General features: G+C 42.7%; 13 protein-coding genes and 2 pseudogenes. 9 read left to right on the top strand and 6 right to left on the bottom strand.

Features of this window, described 5'->3' with window-relative positions:
- Positions 1-83 precede the first annotated feature (83 nt).
- The 3 genes and pseudogenes from copA to ybaK all read left to right on the top strand — a co-directional run.
- Positions 84-2,612 (top strand): annotated as a pseudogene (gene copA / locus VY86_RS03040) (copper-exporting P-type ATPase CopA); the annotation flags it as partial.
- A 340-nt stretch (positions 2,613-2,952) separates the two neighbouring features.
- Positions 2,953-3,768, top strand: a complete 816-nt coding sequence (locus VY86_RS03035) for a TraB/GumN family protein (RefSeq protein WP_023043781.1) — start codon at positions 2,953-2,955, stop codon at positions 3,766-3,768.
- Positions 3,769-3,950: 182 nt separating this feature from the next.
- The gene (gene ybaK, locus VY86_RS03030) at positions 3,951-4,427 is read left to right on the top strand and encodes a Cys-tRNA(Pro)/Cys-tRNA(Cys) deacylase YbaK (RefSeq protein ID WP_046973883.1); all 477 of its coding nucleotides are present in this window, start codon (positions 3,951-3,953) and stop codon (positions 4,425-4,427) included.
- Positions 4,428-4,486: 59 nt separating this feature from the next.
- On the opposite strand, the gene ushA is transcribed toward ybaK, so the two are convergent.
- Positions 4,487-6,145 carry a bifunctional UDP-sugar hydrolase/5'-nucleotidase UshA gene (gene ushA / locus VY86_RS03025; protein ID WP_046973882.1) on the bottom strand — a complete coding sequence of 553 codons (1,659 nt, stop codon included), beginning with the start codon at positions 6,143-6,145 and terminating at the stop codon, positions 4,487-4,489.
- 255 nt (positions 6,146-6,400) lie between these two features.
- On the opposite strand from ushA, the gene VY86_RS03020 reads away from it, so the two are divergent.
- Together VY86_RS03020 and ybaL are read left to right on the top strand one after the other, a co-directional pair.
- A complete protein-coding gene (locus tag VY86_RS03020) occupies positions 6,401-7,618 on the top strand; it encodes an MFS transporter (protein WP_046973881.1) in 1,218 nt (405 codons plus the stop codon).
- Positions 7,619-7,859: 241 nt separating this feature from the next.
- On the top strand, positions 7,860-9,563 hold the full coding sequence (gene ybaL / locus VY86_RS03015; protein ID WP_046973880.1) for a YbaL family putative K(+) efflux transporter: 1,704 nt from the start codon (positions 7,860-7,862) through the stop codon (positions 9,561-9,563).
- 206 nt (positions 9,564-9,769) lie between these two features.
- Here the strand turns inward: ybaL and VY86_RS03010 are convergent, their stop codons facing one another.
- Together VY86_RS03010 and tnpA are read right to left on the bottom strand one after the other, a co-directional pair.
- On the bottom strand, positions 9,770-10,381 hold the full coding sequence (locus VY86_RS03010) for a LysE family translocator (RefSeq protein WP_046973879.1): 612 nt from the start codon (positions 10,379-10,381) through the stop codon (positions 9,770-9,772).
- A gap of 773 nt (positions 10,382-11,154) precedes the next feature.
- A pseudogene (tnpA, locus tag VY86_RS22905) lies at positions 11,155-11,584 on the bottom strand (IS200/IS605 family transposase).
- Positions 11,585-11,976: 392 nt separating this feature from the next.
- Here tnpA and VY86_RS03000 point away from each other — a divergent pair.
- Positions 11,977-12,891 carry a LysR family transcriptional regulator gene (locus VY86_RS03000; protein WP_046973877.1) on the top strand — a complete coding sequence of 305 codons (915 nt, stop codon included), beginning with the start codon at positions 11,977-11,979 and terminating at the stop codon, positions 12,889-12,891.
- Between the two features lie 214 nt (positions 12,892-13,105).
- Here VY86_RS03000 and VY86_RS02995 read toward each other — a convergent pair whose 3' ends face one another.
- Entirely contained in the window at positions 13,106-14,071 is a 966-nt protein-coding gene (locus VY86_RS02995) for a LysR family transcriptional regulator (RefSeq protein ID WP_046973876.1), read from the bottom strand.
- A gap of 279 nt (positions 14,072-14,350) precedes the next feature.
- On the opposite strand from VY86_RS02995, the gene VY86_RS22900 reads away from it, so the two are divergent.
- The 3 genes from VY86_RS22900 (at position 14,351) to VY86_RS02980 (ending at position 16,732) form a co-directional block, all read left to right on the top strand.
- Positions 14,351-15,076: an SDR family oxidoreductase gene (locus tag VY86_RS22900; protein WP_158019897.1), complete on the top strand. Its 726-nt coding sequence runs from the start codon at positions 14,351-14,353 to the stop codon at positions 15,074-15,076.
- A 10-nt stretch (positions 15,077-15,086) separates the two neighbouring features.
- Positions 15,087-16,010 carry a DMT family transporter gene (locus tag VY86_RS02985; RefSeq protein ID WP_046976683.1) on the top strand — a complete coding sequence of 308 codons (924 nt, stop codon included), beginning with the start codon at positions 15,087-15,089 and terminating at the stop codon, positions 16,008-16,010.
- A 197-nt stretch (positions 16,011-16,207) separates the two neighbouring features.
- Positions 16,208-16,732, top strand: coding sequence for a hypothetical protein (locus VY86_RS02980; RefSeq protein ID WP_158019896.1), 525 nt, complete (start codon positions 16,208-16,210; stop codon positions 16,730-16,732).
- 84 nt (positions 16,733-16,816) lie between these two features.
- Here the strand turns inward: VY86_RS02980 and VY86_RS02975 are convergent, their stop codons facing one another.
- Positions 16,817-17,995 (bottom strand): acetyl-CoA C-acetyltransferase, encoded by a 1,179-nt coding sequence (locus tag VY86_RS02975; RefSeq protein WP_046973875.1) that lies wholly within the window; start codon positions 17,993-17,995, stop codon positions 16,817-16,819.
- Positions 17,992-18,402 (bottom strand): carboxymuconolactone decarboxylase family protein, encoded by a 411-nt coding sequence (locus tag VY86_RS02970; RefSeq protein WP_046973874.1) that lies wholly within the window; start codon positions 18,400-18,402, stop codon positions 17,992-17,994. The genes VY86_RS02975 and VY86_RS02970 overlap by 4 nt, the downstream gene beginning before the upstream one ends.
- Positions 18,403-18,411 lie beyond the last annotated feature (9 nt).

The following is an 18,411-nucleotide window of genomic DNA, read 5'->3' as shown; positions in this document are numbered from 1 at the left end:
CTGTGTCGATATCATCATCAATTATCATACCGATGTGAAGAATAATTATATCACTATGTGTTAGGAGGTTTTTTATGTCACATACCACTATTTTAATATTACAGGGACTCTCCTGTATGCATTGTGTTAACCGTGTGAAAAAAGCGCTGGAAGCCGTAGATGGCGTAATCGCCGCAGATGTGAATACTGAAACCACTAAAGTTTACGGTAAAGCCGATACCGATACGTTGATTGCCGCCATTGAGCAGGCGGGTTATCACGCAAAACTGGCTGCTGGTCAAAACTCCCCAAAATCTGAGCCGCTGACAATATCTGCTTCAAACAGACCGGAACCTTTAGCAGCGGCAACCTCTTCTGTTCCGGTCGAAAAAACTGATGTATTCCTAGTCAGTGACAGTGATGACAGTATCCAGTTGCTGTTGGATGGTATGACTTGTGCCAGCTGTGTGAACAAGGTTCAAAAAGCATTGCAAAGTGTCGATGGCGTGGAAAATGCCAGAGTGAACCTTGCTGAACGCAGCGCTTTGATTACCGGTAGCGCATCACCTGACGCACTGATTCAGGCAGTGGAAAAGGCAGGGTATGGTGCAGAACTGATCCAGGATGAAACTGAGCGTCGTGAGCGCCAGCAACAAGTTTCTGAAGCCAATATGCGCCGTTTCCGCTGGCAGTCGGCATTAGCCTTAGTCGTCGGTATTCCAGTAATGGTATGGGGCATGATGGGCGATAATATGGTGCTCACCCCGGAAAACCATAACATCTGGCTGACTATCGGGATTCTCACGCTTGCCGTGATGATTTTCGCCGGTGGTCATTTCTATCGCAACGCGTGGCAAAACCTGAAAAATGGCAGTGCCACAATGGACACACTGGTGGCATTAGGAACAGGTGCCGCCTGGTTTTACTCCATCAGTGTCAACCTGTGGTCAGATATTTTTCCACCACAAGCCCGTCACCTTTATTACGAAGCCAGTGCCATGATTATCGGTTTGATAAACCTGGGACATGCTCTGGAACAGCGGGCCCGCCAGCGCTCCTCAAAAGCACTGGAACGCCTGCTGGATCTGACACCACCGACCACCCGTGTGGTGACAGAAGATGGTGAAAAAGAGATCCCTCTGGCCGATGTTAAACCAGGAATGACATTGCGTTTGACAACGGGTGATCGTGTACCAGTTGATGGTGAAATCATTCAGGGTGAAGTCTGGATAGATGAGGCGATGCTGACCGGTGAGCCGATTCCACAGCAGAAATCCAGAGGCGATAACGTTCACGCGGGTACAACCGTGCAGGATGGCACCGTGTTGTTTACTGCCGCCGCAGTCGGCAGCCAGACGACATTAGCACGAATTATCAAACTGGTACGTCAGGCACAAAGCAGTAAACCCGAGATGGGTCAGTTAGCAGATAAAATCTCCTCTGTGTTTGTTCCGATTGTCGTGGCGATTGCCATGATTGCAGGCACCATTTGGTATTTCGCTGGCCCGGCACCACAGATTATGTATTCATTGGTCATTATTACCACAGTGATGATTATTGCCTGTCCCTGTGCTCTTGGGCTGGCGACCCCTATGTCGATTATCTCGGGTGTTGGCCGCGCCGCAGAATTCGGGGTTTTGGTACGGGATGCCGATGCCCTGCAACAAGCCAGTACACTAGACACTCTTGTTTTCGATAAGACCGGTACACTGACTGAAGGTATGCCACAAGTTACTGATATCCATACTTTCAACGGATATAATGAACAAAATGTATTGATTTGGGCAGGCGCACTGGAAAGTGGTTCTAACCATCCATTAGCCAAAGCAATTCTTGCCAAAGCCGAAGGACTGGAATTACCGCAAGTTGAACAATTCCGCACTCTGGCTGGATTGGGTATCAGTGGTGAAGTGAATGGTACAGCTCTGTTGCTGGGCAATCAGGCATTACTGGAACAAAATCAAATTGATACACAGGAATTAAAACCGCTGATTGCTCAACAGGCAGAAAAAGGTATCACGCCAGTTATTCTGGCGGCAGGCGGCAAAGCGGCGGCAGTGCTGTCAATTCGTGACCCATTGCGTGAAGACACCCTTAGCGCACTGAAACGATTACATCATCAGGGCTACCGTTTAGTGATGCTGACTGGAGATAACCCGGTGACTGCCAATGCAATTGCCAAAGAAGCGAGTATTGATCAGGTGATCGCGGGTGTGTTACCAGATGGCAAGGCCGCAGCTATTCAGAGGCTTCAGGCAGCAGGCCACAAGGTTGCTATGGTGGGGGATGGTATTAACGATGCGCCCGCACTGGCACAAGCTGATGTTGGGATAGCAATGGGCGGTGGCAGTGATATCGCTATTGAAACCGCAGCAATAACATTGATGCGTCACAGTCTGCATGGTGTGGCTGATGCGGTTGAACTGTCCAAAGGAACTCTGCGCAATATGAAACAGAACCTGTTAGGCGCATTTATTTACAACACATTAGGGATTCCAATTGCCGCTGGCGTGCTCTATCCCTTTACCGGAACATTGTTAGATCCGATAGTAGCAGGTGCAGCTATGGCGCTTTCTTCAATTACGGTGGTAAGTAACGCTAACCGATTACTGAGGTTTAAGCCTAAATTCTGAATCACCAGAGAAATGAGTCTGCTTTGATGATGTTGGGGGGATAGTAAAAATGCATATCCATGATCATGCCTTATACTTCCACCCCCAGCACATTCCATACAGCAATGTCCATCCATGCCGCTGCATTAAATCACCACATCTCCGTCAATGTTCTCATTCAGATCGATAAAGATTATGGTCATTACTAAAGAGTTGGCAAAGGTAAGTGCCGCCATGAAAGAAAATCTCCTTGTATACTGATAGTAGTAAAGAAACATTCAATAGAAATGAATAAAGATACAGCTGTAATATTAACCTGAAAATAGTTAGCCTAAAAAATAAATGCTGAACTGGAGTTCAAATGGGACGACTGATTAAATACCTTACCAATATGCTGGGGCTGAACTCATCCCGCCGTTATCCTTATCCAGCTTGTGATATTACACTGACAGGTGGCCAACATCTGCATCTGGTAGGCAGTATTCATATGGGCACGGAAAACATGTTTCCACTTCCAGAAATATTAATGGAGCAGCTTAATCAATCCGATACATTAATCGTAGAAGCAGATATTACTCAGGCAGATTTCCCATTTCATGATGATGAGTTTCAATCGTATTCCCGTATTGAACAACGTCTATCCTCTGAAATGTATCAAGATTTTCAGCGCTGCTGCCATGAGATCCGGCAACACGAAGAATGGCTCAATTTATTACCCTCATGGCAAATCGCTTTAATTTTACAGGCTGAACAAGCGCAGAATCTTGGATTGTACCCTCACTATGGTATCGATTATCAGCTACTGAATGCAGCCAAAGCACGGGGGAAAACAATTATCGAACTGGAAGGTGCTGAATCACAGATTAAGTTACTCAATCAAATACCGAATAACGGCCTGCCACTACTGGAAGATACATTAGCCCATTGGTACGCCAATGCTCGCGCTTTACAAACGATGATAAGTTGGTGGATGGATTATCAGCCCGAACAGCAAAAACATGCTTTACCAACAACTTTCAGTGAAGAAATATATCAACTGCTGATGACTGAACGTAATAAGCAATGGAATCAGCGCTTACGGGAATTACCTGCCGGCCGGTATTTGATCGCTGTCGGAGCTTTGCACTTATATGGTGAGGGTAATTTGCCTCAGATGTTGATGGAAGAGCAGAGTTAAAAAAAGGCCAATATTTCTATTGGCCAGTCAAAAGAGGAATAACCTATTATTTTCGTTATTCTTATTATTCGGAGTATTACCCGTTTGTATAGCAGGCAACAGAGCCGAAATCAGAATATCAATTTCACAATTCTATTTCATCCGTTATCCTAGATTACAAAATTATCCTCTGTAATGAAATTATGACACCGGCGATCATTTTATTAGAAAAACAAAAAGTTAACTTTACTCTTCACACCTATGAACATGATACCAATGAGCACAATTTTGGTGATGAAGCAGCTAAGAAACTAGGATTGAATGCCAGGCAAGTGTTTAAAACGTTGCTGGTCGCACTTAATGGTGATGCTAAAAATTTAGTAGTCGCCATTACCCCCGTTTCAGGTCAACTGGATTTGAAAAAGGTCGCCAAAGCCTTTAAAGCCAAAAAAGCAGATATGGCTGATCCATACATAGCCCAAAAAATCACGGGTTATCTGGTCGGTGGGATCAGCCCGTTAGGACAGAAAAAACACTTACCAACAGTTATTGATAACCAGGCACAACAGTTCCCGACTATGTTTATCTCTGGCGGTAAACGGGGATTAGATATTGAACTGGCACCTGCTGAGCTGTGTTGTTTGCTGAAGGGTACTTTTGCCGATATAGCAAAAGCTTAATCTCAACCCAAAAGGGCCGCCAGATTGGCAGCCCTTTCAATTCATCACCTTGTCAGGGATTATTGATAAACAATTTCACCTTTTGGCTCATAATCAGCCGCTTTCAGTGGTGAGTGCTTTTCGATATAGCCTTTCAGAACTTCTGCATCAACAAAACCGGTGTTGACATAGGTTGGATAATTATCAATACGTGGGTAACCATCCCCACCAATAGCGTTAAAATCAAGCATTGCCATGCGGTAAATTTTATTTGGCTCCAATGGTTTACCACCAATTTTTACCTCTTTAACATGTTTACCATCAGCAACCAGGCTGACATTCACGAATTGAGCATAAGCGCCAGAGTCAACTTTCATATTCGCAATCGTCGCCAGATATTGTTCAACTTCGCTGCCTTTCATCTCAACGTAAACCAATGTGTTAGCAAATGGATGCACTTTCAACACATCTTTATAAGTGATGTCACCTGATTCAATTGAATCACGAATACCACCACCACTCATAATTGCGAAATCAGCATCAGCGCGTTCCATCATGGCAGAAAGCACAACATGGGCCATATTAGTCTGAACAAAACGAACTTTGCTGCGATCTCCTTCCAATTTACCCTCAACAGAACCCACTTTTATACCAAGCTGTTTATCACCTTTATCCTGATAAAGCGTCAGCAACTTGATCATTTCCGGGTTTTGAGCAATTTCATGAGTGTAGTAAACACGTTCAGCAGAACCATCTTCCTTTTGCACTTTCTTCTTGAGATTAATGGGGATCAACTGATAGTGAGTCAGCTTTAATTCACCATTACGGAACTGAAAATCAGCACGACCAACATATTTGCCCCACTCGTGAGCCTGAACAATCCAGGTGCCATTCTGGCGATCAGGCGAACATGGCGTTCCTGGTACATAATCAATCTGTTTGTAGTTTTTATTTTCCACAGACATACAGACCGGATCTTGTGAGTGACCACCTACAATCATATCTAGATAACCCGCAGGCAAACTGCGCGCCATTTCAACATCACCCGGTGCGTTGGAACCATGATTACCGTTGTCATAGTGTCCCATGTGCGTTGCTGCAATAATGACATCTGGTTTTTCATTTCTTTTCAGTTCCTCAACTACCATTTTAGCTTCTGTAGCGGGCACACGAAATTCAACATCAGGGAAATTAGCAGGGCTGCCGATTTTTGCCGTATCATCGGTAGTCAGTCCAATAACCGCAATTTTCACACCTTGTTTATCAAAAATAGTATAAGGCTTGAACAAACGTTTACCGGTGCTTGTCTTGTAAATATTAGCCGCAAGGAATGGAAAATTTGCCCATTTTTCCTGTTGACGCAACACTTGCAAAGGATTATCAAACTCATGGTTACCCAACGCCATTGCATCATAGCCCACCAGGTTCATACCTTTAAAATCAGGCTCCGCATCTTGCAAATCAGACTCTGGTACGCCGGTATTAATATCTCCGCCGGAGAGCAGTAACACACTACCGCCTTTTTTAGCGATTTCCTGACGGATTTCATCAACTACCGTTTTTTGCGCGGCCAACCCATATTCGCCGTAGTCGTTATGCCAAAAATGACCATGATGGTCATTCGTGTGCAAGATAGTAATGTCATAGGTTTTATCTTTTTCCCATGCATTTGCCATTGCTGGAAGTAGTGTCATAGAAACAACCAAAGCACAAGCTGAGGTTTTAAACGAAAACGTCATGGTATATCTCCATGTTTTTTTTAGTGAATTGCCATGCAAAAACAGCTTCAGAAGCTAACAAGGCCGGATTAACTGATCATTCTATGGGATAGGTCACTCTATGCGATTATTAGAAGATGATTCGTTTCATCTTTTCGAGCATCTTATCAAACTATTATCTGGGATAGTAAAAAATCAACTATCAGCCTAATATATATTTAAGTGCAACAAATAACCAATGAACTTACTCCCAAATAAGATAGGCTGGCAGTTAATATGAGCGAACAGAGCAACACCACCATAGTTCCACCTCATGCAAGAAAAACCAAGCATACCGTTTTTACTATTCTTGGTGCGATCAGTATTTCACACTTGTTGAATGATATGATCCAATCGTTGATTCTGGCGATTTATCCTTTACTGCAATCAGAATTCAACCTGAGTTTCGTGCAAATCGGCATGATCACGTTAACCTATCAGATTACTGCGTCTTTATTACAACCGCTGATAGGTCTTTATACTGATAAACATCCACAGCCCTATTCATTACCCATTGGGATGAGCTTTACCTTATCAGGTCTGTTACTGCTGGCCTATGCTAACAGTTTCCCAATAATCTTATTAGCGTCTGCATTAGTTGGCACCGGCTCTTCGGTATTCCACCCTGAATCGTCGCGCGTAGCACGCATGGCATCCGGTGGTCGCCACGGGCTGGCTCAATCTCTTTTTCAAGTCGGCGGTAATTTTGGCACTTCCCTCGGGCCTTTGCTGGCAGCTGCGTTTATCGCACCTTATGGTAAAGGCAACGTCGGCTGGTTCTCTCTGGCTGCGTTACTAGGAATTGTCGTGCTGTTGCAGGTCAGTAAATGGTATAAGACCCAAAATCATACCAAAAAAAATCAAGCCAAAACCGTCCCTGTTGTTAAAGTTTTATCAAGAAAAACAGTGATCGGTTCTCTGACTATTCTGTTGATCTTAGTATTTTCCAAATATTTTTATCTCACCAGTATCAGCAGCTATTACACTTTTTACTTAATGCACAAGTTTGGCATTTCCGTACAAAACGCCCAGCTTCATCTGTTCATCTTTTTATTCGCAGTTGCGGCTGGGACCATCATTGGCGGACCTCTTGGTGATAAAATCGGCAGAAAATACGTTATCTGGATATCAATCCTTGGCGTTGCACCTTTTACATTGATTCTGCCTTATGCTTCTCTGTACTGGACAAGCATGCTGTCAGTGATCATTGGTGTGATTCTGGCATCCGCGTTTTCTGCAATCCTGGTATATGCTCAGGAGCTTATTCCGGGTAAAACCGGGATGGTATCCGGCCTGTTTTTCGGACTGGCTTTTGGTATGGGAGGTATTGGCGCCGCGGTATTGGGTTACATTGCGGACAGGACAAGTATTGAACTGGTTTATCAGATCTGTGCTTTTCTGCCGTTACTTGGAGTATTTACCGCATTATTACCTAATATAGAAGATAAGAACTAGAAAAATTGCCAAACAGCCCCACATAAAAGTTATTTTTTATGTGGGAATAACCTTTATATACCTCATAAATGTTCAAACAAATCAATACAAATCGATGTTACGGGTAATTTAATCCTTTCAATCCATATTTTTTGATGTTTTATTCATTTTTTTAGCGAATTTACCTCGAATTATCTATAAAATACGGTTACACCTACCTCTTCACTATGCTATTTAATAGCCTCAGCAAGAAGGAGTCTTAATGGAGCATTCGACACCACTTATCACCACTCTCGTTGGCGGGTTCGTCCTCGCTTATCTGCTTGGTATGCTGGCACAACGTCTGAAAATCTCACCACTGGTTGGTTATCTTACCGCCGGTGTACTCGCGGGTCCTTTCACCCCCGGCTTTGTCGCTGATGCATCACTGGCACCGGAACTGGCCGAAATTGGTGTTATCTTATTAATGTTTGGCGTCGGACTGCATTTTTCACTCAAAGATCTGCTGGCAGTAAAATCCATTGCTATCCCCGGCGCTATTGCACAAATACTGGTAGCAACACTACTTGGTGTCGGGCTATCGGCAATACTGGGTTGGGAATTAGTTAGCGGTATCGTCTTTGGTCTCTGTCTATCAACTGCCAGTACTGTCGTTCTGTTACGAGCGCTGGAAGAGCGTCAACTGATCGATAGCCAGCGCGGTCAGATAGCTATCGGCTGGCTGATTGTTGAAGATCTGGCGATGGTACTGACGCTGGTATTACTGCCTGCGGCTGCCGGTATTCTGGGTAATCAGGAAGCCAATGCCGGGCAGTTATTTATGGAACTCGCCATTACCGTCGGAAAAGTTATCGCGTTTATTCTGCTGATGATCGTTGTTGGTCGCCGTCTAATTCCGTGGGTACTGGCAAAAACCGCCAGTACCGGCTCCAGAGAACTATTTACCCTTGCCGTACTGGTTATCGCTCTGGGTATCGCTTATGGCGCCGTTACACTATTTGATGCCTCATTCGCGCTGGGTGCATTCTTCGCCGGTATGGTACTGAACGAATCAGAACTCAGCCACCGGGCTGCTCAAGATACATTGCCACTCAGAGATGCTTTCGCTGTTCTGTTCTTCGTATCCGTTGGTATGCTGTTTGATCCGATGGTACTGATTCAGCAACCACTCGAAATACTGGCAACGCTGGCAATTATTATTATCGGTAAATCTGCCGCTGCAATGTTGCTGGTAAAGATGTTCGGTCATTCACGCCGTACTGCGCTGACGATTTCGGTCAGTCTGGCACAAATCGGTGAATTTGCCTTTATTCTGGCGGGTCTTGGCGTTGCACTTGGCCTACTTGACGGAAATGCCCGTAACCTTGTTCTGGCTGGTGCGATTGTTTCTATCATGCTGAACCCAGTTCTGTTTAGCCTGCTGGACCGTTATCTGGAAAAAACAGAAACAATTGAAGAACAACTATTGGAAGAAACCCTGGAAGAAGAGACGCAAATTCCTGTTAATATCTGTGGTCACACTATCGTTGTCGGCTACGGACGCACTGGTAGCCTGCTATGCCAACGCTTGCAAGAAAACGGGTTCCCTCTGGTTGTGATTGAAAATACTAGAGCCAAATTTGAGGAACTGGGTGAACAAGGTATCAGTGCGGTCATGGGTAACGCCGCCAGCACAGATATTATGTCACTGGCACGCCTGGACTGTGCTTGTTCCCTATTACTGACAATCCCTAATGGTTATGAAGCAGGTGAGATTGTCGCCAGCGCAAGAGAAATCCGCCCGGATATTAATATTATTGTCCGTGCTGACTATGATGACGAAGTTACCTATATCACGGAGCGTGGAGCCAGCCATGTCATTATTGGCGAACACGAAATTGCTAAAACAATGGCAAATGTGCTGGTAAACAGTGAACAAGGTTATCCGGCTGATCCCCCCGTATCACCATTTTCTTCATCGCTTTGAGGAAATGCCGCTAATAATGGAATAATTTCCCATCCATAACCGAGCTGGGTCATGACTTTTATCATATGAGATATCCCATGACCCATTTTACTCAATTTTTAAAGCAGAGAAAATCAAACACGAATTCGACAGTCTCCAGTATCTTTTTGAATAAATTTCTTTTTTGAAAAACTAATAGGAAAACAATATCAAATCTCAATATTACATCAGAGATATAAAATACCCTTGATTGAGGAGTAAAACATTGAGAATGAGAAAACAGATAGTACTAAAGAAGCAAAACGATAAAATAGATTAGGTTTTAAACGACCAACTTCCTGCCCTTCCCGATATAATATTTTTCCCACCCCCGTCCAAATCAGGGAAACGGGTAACAATGCACAAACAAAAGTCGTCATGGAAAAAATATAATCTACCCACTGAGTGAACGCAGTAAAAGGCAATACATATGTAGCAAAGACAAAAGCTTTGGGATTAAGCAAAGTGGTAAATAATACAACGTTGAAACAGACCTTCACCCCATTTTTGCTTAATGAAAAATGCCAGACTTTAAAAGCCAGATAAGCAATGTATGTTGAAGCACAAAGCTTTAAAACTAATATCAACCATATGAAAGTCTGAGGAGTTATGGATAACAATAACCCCCATAAACTAATTGCTGTTAGATAACCCAACATCTCAGCCAATATCAGCCTGAGTGTGCTAATAAAACCATGTGAATATCCAGACAAGACTAAAAGGGTATTTGTCGGCCCAGGCATCATTAAGACCATTGTCAACATACCGGCAATTTTCACATAATCATAATAACTACTCATAATATCCTTAGATAATAATTTATCATTCAAAGTGTATATAGGAAATACTTGGTACAAGTTCTATCATATACTTCTTTTTTTTCAAATTAACAATATAAAATCATGGTCATTAAATGCTATTACTTTCTCCTTCCAACTATTAACCAATACCAAAAAGATATTTATCATCCATGAAATGGCTAAGCCGACAATCACCATTCCGTCAATTTTAATATAAATAAAAATAACCCATGATAATATCTTTAGACAATAATTCACCATTCAAGCCATATATAAAATCCTTAGTAAAAACCCCATCATATAATTATTTTTCTAAAGTTAACAATATGAAACTATAGTTATTAAATGCTTTATTTTCTCTTAGCAGCTATTAACTTCATCTTTTGTTATAATGTTAATGATCTCAATGGCTTCAATTCAACAACAAACGAGACTAAAAACCTGTACCAATATCGGCAGAAAAGTCAAATAATTACAATAGAGAATAAATATTTCTCTGAATGATCTTTATAAATTATTAGTCATATATAACTAAAAAAGGAATAATTCCTATCCGATTATTTTGATTCTAATTAGTGAAATCAATAATTGAAAGATCAGCCACTAAGAATTTTTAAAATTGTGATTTTAGTTAAGATTCACCTTTAGATAATCCCCTCTAAAATAAGTAGTAAGATTAAGGTGATAAATTCAACTCAACAACCACCGACTAAAGTCGGTAGGTTAATGATTAACGGACTGAAAATCCGGATACGCATCGGCTGAACGATGCTTCAATTGTCCATCCTGAAGTTATCATCCGGGTTCGGTTCAAAATGATGCTCCAGATAAGCCTTTATCATCTCTTCCGTTAACTGATCCACCATCGCACAAAAATAGCCTCTGCCCCAAAAATGCTGGCCCTAGTAGTGCTTCTTCACAGGAGAAAACTCTTCAAACAACTTACTCGCCGTCCTTCCCTTCAGTCTCCTCAGGATTTCTGAGGGGGCTAATGTTGGGGGGACTACTCACCAGTATGTGAACATGAGCTTTGCTCACTACCCCTTTTAATATCCTGATTTCAAATGCTTCACATATCTGACGAACTCACTCGGACACCCATATCGCTACTTCACCTGTTAGCACTTTGTGCCTGTATTTCGTTACCCACACAAAATGATATTCAATCTGAAATACTGTGTGACTATCGTATCTGTAATCCATGTTGCACCTCCCATGCAACACTCTACCTCAGCTAAAGCTGGCCGACTAAAGTCGGTAGTTTTAACCTTTCATATGGAAGAATAAATGCAAATGCATAGCATAAAAAATTTAATTAAATCAAATTAAGTATTTGATAAAAACATTAACATCAATATGTCCCATCATAGTGGCAATACTACGGCGTCTTTAATTGACAAAATTTATTGTTCCACGACTACTGCCATGTTAAGTAAATTCGCCCATTTAATTAATTTAATAGTTAATGTATTTTAATTAATAACAAAGTGGAATTACCTTTCTTAAATATAGTACATAGATAAGGTTAAGCTAATACCGCTCACTATAATCGCTTCGCTCTTATTAAATATTGAAAACGGTGTTGAAATATAAAAATGAATTATTTAAATGGAAAACTCCCTACAATTAAACAATTACAATGCTTCCTTGCTGTTGCTCATGAATTAAACTTTCGCCGGGCTGCTGAACGGATGCTCATGACTCAACCCCCATTGACTCGGCAAATCCAGTGCTTAGAAGAAATGCTCGATTGTTCTTTATTTACCCGAAATACTCACCAAGTTTATTTGACTGAAGTGGGCGTTCAATTTGAAAAAAAAGCTAGAGAACTTATAAATCAATTGACTAATTTGGTCAGAGAAATAAGTAGAGAAAGTTGTACGGTAAAAATTGGAATCACACGTACGTTAGATTCCAACCTCATTCCTTCCATTTATCCTGTCTTTAAGTTACTAGACGATACAAATGTCATATCCTCTCATCAGTTGGTCTCAAAACAATTACTGCAAATGCTAGGAAATGGGAAGTTGGATATTGCCTTAGTAGGTGAAAAACCTCTTAGCCATTTACAGGAATTCAGTTTTTACTGGCTTTATCGTGAACCATTAATGCTAGCTCTTCCATCTTTCCATCCTGCAAGCCTTAAAGAGCGAGTCTTATTACAGGATGTAGCTGATTTACCTTTATATTGGTTTTCACGTAGAGCGAATCCTGGCTTCTACGGTAAATGCGAAACCTATTTTCAACAGTTGCCATTTCCTTTGAAACGAATACCAAAACCTGATGATTCATTGATCATGCTGGCTAATATAGCCAGAGGGAAAGGAATGGCACTGATGCCACAGTCAATGTGTGTATCAATGCGCGAGGGCCTGTGCTATCGCAAGTTAGATAAGTCAGACAATGAGCAGCTGAACATTGATATCTATTTGGTAATACGTAGTAATGAACATCGTGATAATGTGTTGCATATAACCCAAAAGTTGCTTGCTCTTTCTCCAAAAAATTAATGACCCAGACAATGTTTCGATATATATGCTCTGATAAAACAACAATATTAATATAGGGAAACAAACAGCCTTTATGTATAGGTATTTCTTACGCTGTTATTTTTAATTTCGCACCATATCGCAGCCAGTCAGGCTGTCATTAATTTTTTATGAACAAAATTGCAATGAGCAGCCTGTCTATTGTTCTAAGTGACTCTTGCCAATGAAGTTTACATTACTTGAAAGGTTTGGTCTCATCTTGCCCTAAAAGTTTTGCCCTATTTAGAAACACTGTATCTGCCAGAAAGTCTGCAACTTTTCTTATCCTGAGGGAATGCGCTAAATCTGCTTGAATTACCAGCCATAAAGGTTGATCTATGCCCAAATTACTTGAAACACATATGAAACCCGCCGCGTTGGCGACAAAATGTGGAAGTACTGCCAATCCCAAGCCTGCTTTTACAGCAGAAATTTGAGCAGAAAGGGAAGTTGTGGCTACAGAAAGTGGACGGCCTTTGAGCATTTGTTCAACCCATTTGAATGTAAAGAGTTGAGATTGATCATCTGTCCACCCAATAAAGTTATCATTTTCATATTCTCCTCTAAGTGCTCCTGATGAATGAGTTGCCAGGTAATCTTCACTTCCATAAAGACCAAATCCTAAGATGCCTAATTGACGAATAGTTACATGCCCTCTCTCTGGCCTAATTATGCGAAGTGCCAAGTCAGCGTCGCGACGATGTAAATTGACAGTACGAATATCTGTAATGATCTCCAATGTTAGATCCGGATAATTTTTCTGTAAGCTTGGCAAACTAGGAATTATTAAACTGTTTGCGAGGGTCTCCGTAGTAGCAATTCGAACTTTTCCCGAAATTTCCATGCGTGTATCCGCCTCAAGCAACAATGTATTTGCTGCCATCTCCATACTTTTCGCTTTTCCCAGAAGTTCAGTTCCGTCTTCTGTTAGTCGATAACCAGCTTGATGGCGGAGAAACAATGGCATCCCAAAAGTTGCTTCAAGTCGTTCAATTCTTCTGGATACAGTTGCAACTCCTATCTTGAGAAGATCCGCAGCCCTACTTATGGTACCAGTTCGAGCCACTGCCAAGAATACACGTATATCATCCCAAACAAGAGACTGCTCAATGCTGCTTCCATTTTTGGAAAGTTGAATTCCAATATTATCTACATCTTTCATATTTGATATATGCCACAATTATCTTGATAAAAGTAAACGAGTTTAATGCATGACGTTTTTTTGATATTCAATATACCAACGGTCATTTCTGCATATATTGAATGTCGAATCGTTCATTCTTAGACTGTCATTGTCGTTCAATAAATAATGGCAGTCAAAAGTACTTGTTGCTTACTCTGAGACCAGCATTGATGAGTTAATTGGAAATGAGTTAACCACCACACATCCAATCCCCATCCTGACTAAGTCTACTTATTTAATATGATATGAGAGGCCATTATGATGAAGAAAAGAAAAATATTTATTACTGGTGCTGGTGGAGGTATTGGATCTTCATTGGTTCAGGATCTCCTGCAAGCAGGTCATTTTGTAGCTGCTGGAGACATCACATCAATTAATACTCACGGTAGTGACAGCGATTCAGCTCGTTTAGTCCCCCTTCAGTTCGACATACGGGATGCCAATAGTTGCACCCAAGCTATTCAAACCGCAGTGGAAACATTTGGTTCAATAGACACACTGATTAATGTGGCAGGTATTTGCTACGGGGGAGATCCACTCACTGCGTCACCCGAAGAATGGGAAGACACATTTGATATTAACGTAAAAGGTATGTTTCAAATAACCCAAGCCGCTTTACCGTACTTACAAGGAAAAGAGCGCTCTGATATTGTGAATATATCTTCCGTATGGGGAGTAGACTACAATCCGAATCTACTCTCATACTCAGCATCAAAGTTTGCAGTAGAGGGCTATACAGGAGGATTACGCGCGTGGGGCCTTCCCAGAAATATACGAGTGACGTCGTTGCAAGTGGACAAAGTCGATACCAACTTTCGTCGCAATTTAGGTAATGCGGGTGTTTTCCCTGATGAAAAATTGAGAAGAATGCTTACACCAAAAGATGTTTCAGAAGCTGTATGCTTTGTTCTCAGTACAAATTCGACTGCGCATGTATCATATATGCGTCTTGATGCTCCATTATGGTATCAATTGGAAAAATAAGGTCATTGTTATGCGGGTCACACCACAGCTAGCCGTCATTCTGACTCTATTTGCAACCTTCTTTTGGGGCTCCAATTTTCAGGCAACAAAACTCGCTCTCAGCAGCTTACCTCCATGGACTGCATCTGTTGAACGTTTTGTCTTCGCTGTCTTAGCTATTTTTATCTTTATGGTCCTTAAGGGCGGTATTCACGGTAAGGTACTGAGACAAAACCTTCTCGCATTCATTAGTCTTGGAACGATTGGCGTCGCCGGCTTCAATGGGGCTTTGTTCGTTGGCCTGCAAAGCTCCAGCCCTGTCACTGCTGCATTAATAATGGCGACAACCCCAATTTCTGCCAATATTCTGGAAGCCATAATGAATCGCCGTTTTCCAGATCTTATCCGCGTGTACGGGATGACGATTAGTCTATTTGGTGTAGCGTTAGTTATCACCAATGGTCAATTGTTTTCTGGCGGAGCAATTCATACAGCATCTGGTGACTTAATCATTTTAGCGGGTAGCCTCGGTTGGGCAATTTACACAGTGGGAACCCGCACGTTTGTTACAGGCGCTACTCCTCTCGAAACAACTAGTTGGACGATGCTTTTTGGTACTGTGATATTGGCTATTATTGCCATTTTCATTGAATCACCGGTTCCTTCATTATTCTCAGGAAAACTTGAAAGTCATCTGGCGAGTGTCTATATGGGGATCGCCGGTTCCGTTTTTGCCTATCTTTTTTGGAATATAGGCATTGCTACTAGAGGACCAGGAAAAACAGCGATATTTTTCAATTTCGTTCCAATTTTTGCTCTTGGTATACAAGTAGCAATGGGGGATATTCCAAGTTTAGCGCAAATTATTGGAATAATTATCACCATTGCAGGGGTACTTTTAGGGCAGGGGATGATTACTTCGTGGTTTATATCTAAGGGATTACCGGCGAAATAACAATCTACAATAATTAGTTGTTTGTTTTCTAGGGGGGCTTGGGAAAATGGAAATATACTGTCCCCCGTTCTCTCAAAATCTGATGGGTAGCTGCTGTATAAAGCCCATCGTCTTCAGATGACGCATACCCGAGATATCGGCTATGACTTGCAAACCAGTCTGCTGGTTGATGCCGCTTCCGGTCTGCCAATTTCCTGGTGGCGCAGTCACTGACGGATAATACTGGATATCACTTGACGCTGGATGAGAACCGGCTTCCCCAGGAAACGCATTTGGATGCGGTGACGACCAGTATCAGCCAGATTGAAGCCCTGGAACTGGGCAAGACATTGATTCATGTGATTGGCCGGGAAGGCGATTCGGTGAGCCATCTGCGTCAGCTCAGTTCGCAGGGATTTCGGTGGTTAATCCGGGGAAAAGAGGGCCTCCGGGTTGAATATCAAGGCGAAACGCAAAAACTCGGTCAGGTGGCAGAAAGCCTGTTTTTTCACGTGACCAGACAAGTGGATTACAAAGGCAGGAAGACGAGTCTGGCGGTGAGTGAAGCCCAAATAACGATAACGCGAGCGGCCAAACCGAAACGTATCAATGAAGAAACCGGAAAAAAGCTAAAAGTGCAGTCAGGTTCGCTGCTCCGGGTCAGGCTAATAGTTACCCGACTGAAGGATGAGGAACTGACCCGGCTAGCCGCAAGTGTGTTGGATCAGTTCGGCGATGTGTAGATACCTACGACCTGAAAGGAAGGAGCTTCCCGCGAAAAGCATGGTGAAAGAAGAGATTGATTTTAAGTACCTTGCTCATACTCATTATGAACAAGTGACCGCCAAAGCCACTCCTTCACCACCGCCAATACACAGCGCAGCGATACCATTCTGCAAACGGTTCCGTCTCAAGTTATGGATTAACGTCACAAGAATGCGGCATCCAGAAGCACCGATGGCATGTCCTAAAGCAATAGCACCACCATAAGGATTGACACGCTCAGATGGAACACCACACGAAGAAAGCACAGCCAAAGCCTGCGCAGCAAATGCCTCGTTTGACTCAAGTACATCAACATCCTCAGGCTTCCATTGCTGTTTTAATATACACTGGTGTATCGCTTCAATGGGAGCCACTCCCATGAGCTCGGGCTCAATACCTGTATTGGCAAAGCCGCCCAAAGTAGCCAATGGCTGTAAATTTAGACTTTCTGCTTTCTCGCGGCTACATAATAACACTGCCGCAGCACCATCATTCAGGGAAGATGCATTACCAGCGGTAACTGTCCCTTCTTTCTGAAAGACAGGCTTCAGAGAAGATAATTTTTCTATGCTAGTCTCCCGTGGCCCCTCATCTTGTACGAAACGGAGAGTTTCTCCCTTTCTTCCTGCTATCTCAACAGCAACAATCTCGTCATTAAAATACCCCGCCTGTTGAGCATGAACAGCCCGGTGATGTGATAGAAGCGCATATTCATCCTGCTGAGCACGTGTTATATTAAATTGCTTTGCAACATTTTCTGCTGTTACTCCCATGTGAAAATGATGAAAAGCATCCCAAAGGCCATCATGTACCAAACTATCTTTCAGTTCACAGTGGCCGAGACGAATCCCTTGTCGAGACATGGGTAGAATGTGAGGAGCCAGAGACATGTTCTCCTGCCCACCAGCAATAACTATCTCCGCTTCACCACTCTGGATCGCTTGCATACCCAAATGAACAGCTTTCAGACCTGAACCACAGACCTTATTAATTGTCATAGCTTGGATAGTAACTGGTAACCCCGCTCGCAATGCAGTTTGCCGCGCTGGATTTTGTCCACAACCGGCCGTCAGCACTTGCCCCATAATGACCTGTTCAATATCTCGTGCAGCAACACCACTTTCTGCTAGCAAGGCACGGATGACCGTACTGCCAAGAAAAGTTGCTGGTTGATCAGCTAGCGAACCCCGGAAACTACCCGTTGCCGTACGTTTAGCAGCAACAACAACAACGTCTCTCATGATTTCCCTCCTGTTTCACTCTTCAGTGCATTTCTTTGAGCTATAGCTGCACGGAACGCAGTTAGCCCATTCATGCAGGCGGGAACACCAGCGTACACAGCCATCTGGATTACAATCTCCAATAACTCTTTCTCTGTGACTCCTACATTAAGTGCAGCACGCATATGCAGTTCTAATTGAGGCTGAGCATTACCTAAAGTAATCAAAGAGGCTACTGAGAGCATCTCACGCGTTTTAAGATCCAAACCTTCACGTCCCACAACTGCACCAAAGGCATAATCAGTAATCAAAAATGGTAAGTCTGCATCCAGTTCTGCTAAACTTCCCATTACTCGATCTGCCAAACCTGGCTCTAATGACTCCATAATAGAGCGACCATGTTCGGTTAATTCTTTACCCATTTTCATCTTGTTTTC

Source organism: Photorhabdus thracensis (genome assembly GCF_001010285.1).
GTDB lineage: Bacteria > Pseudomonadota > Gammaproteobacteria > Enterobacterales > Enterobacteriaceae > Photorhabdus > Photorhabdus temperata.
This window is presented reverse-complemented; position numbering and strand designations above follow the sequence as displayed.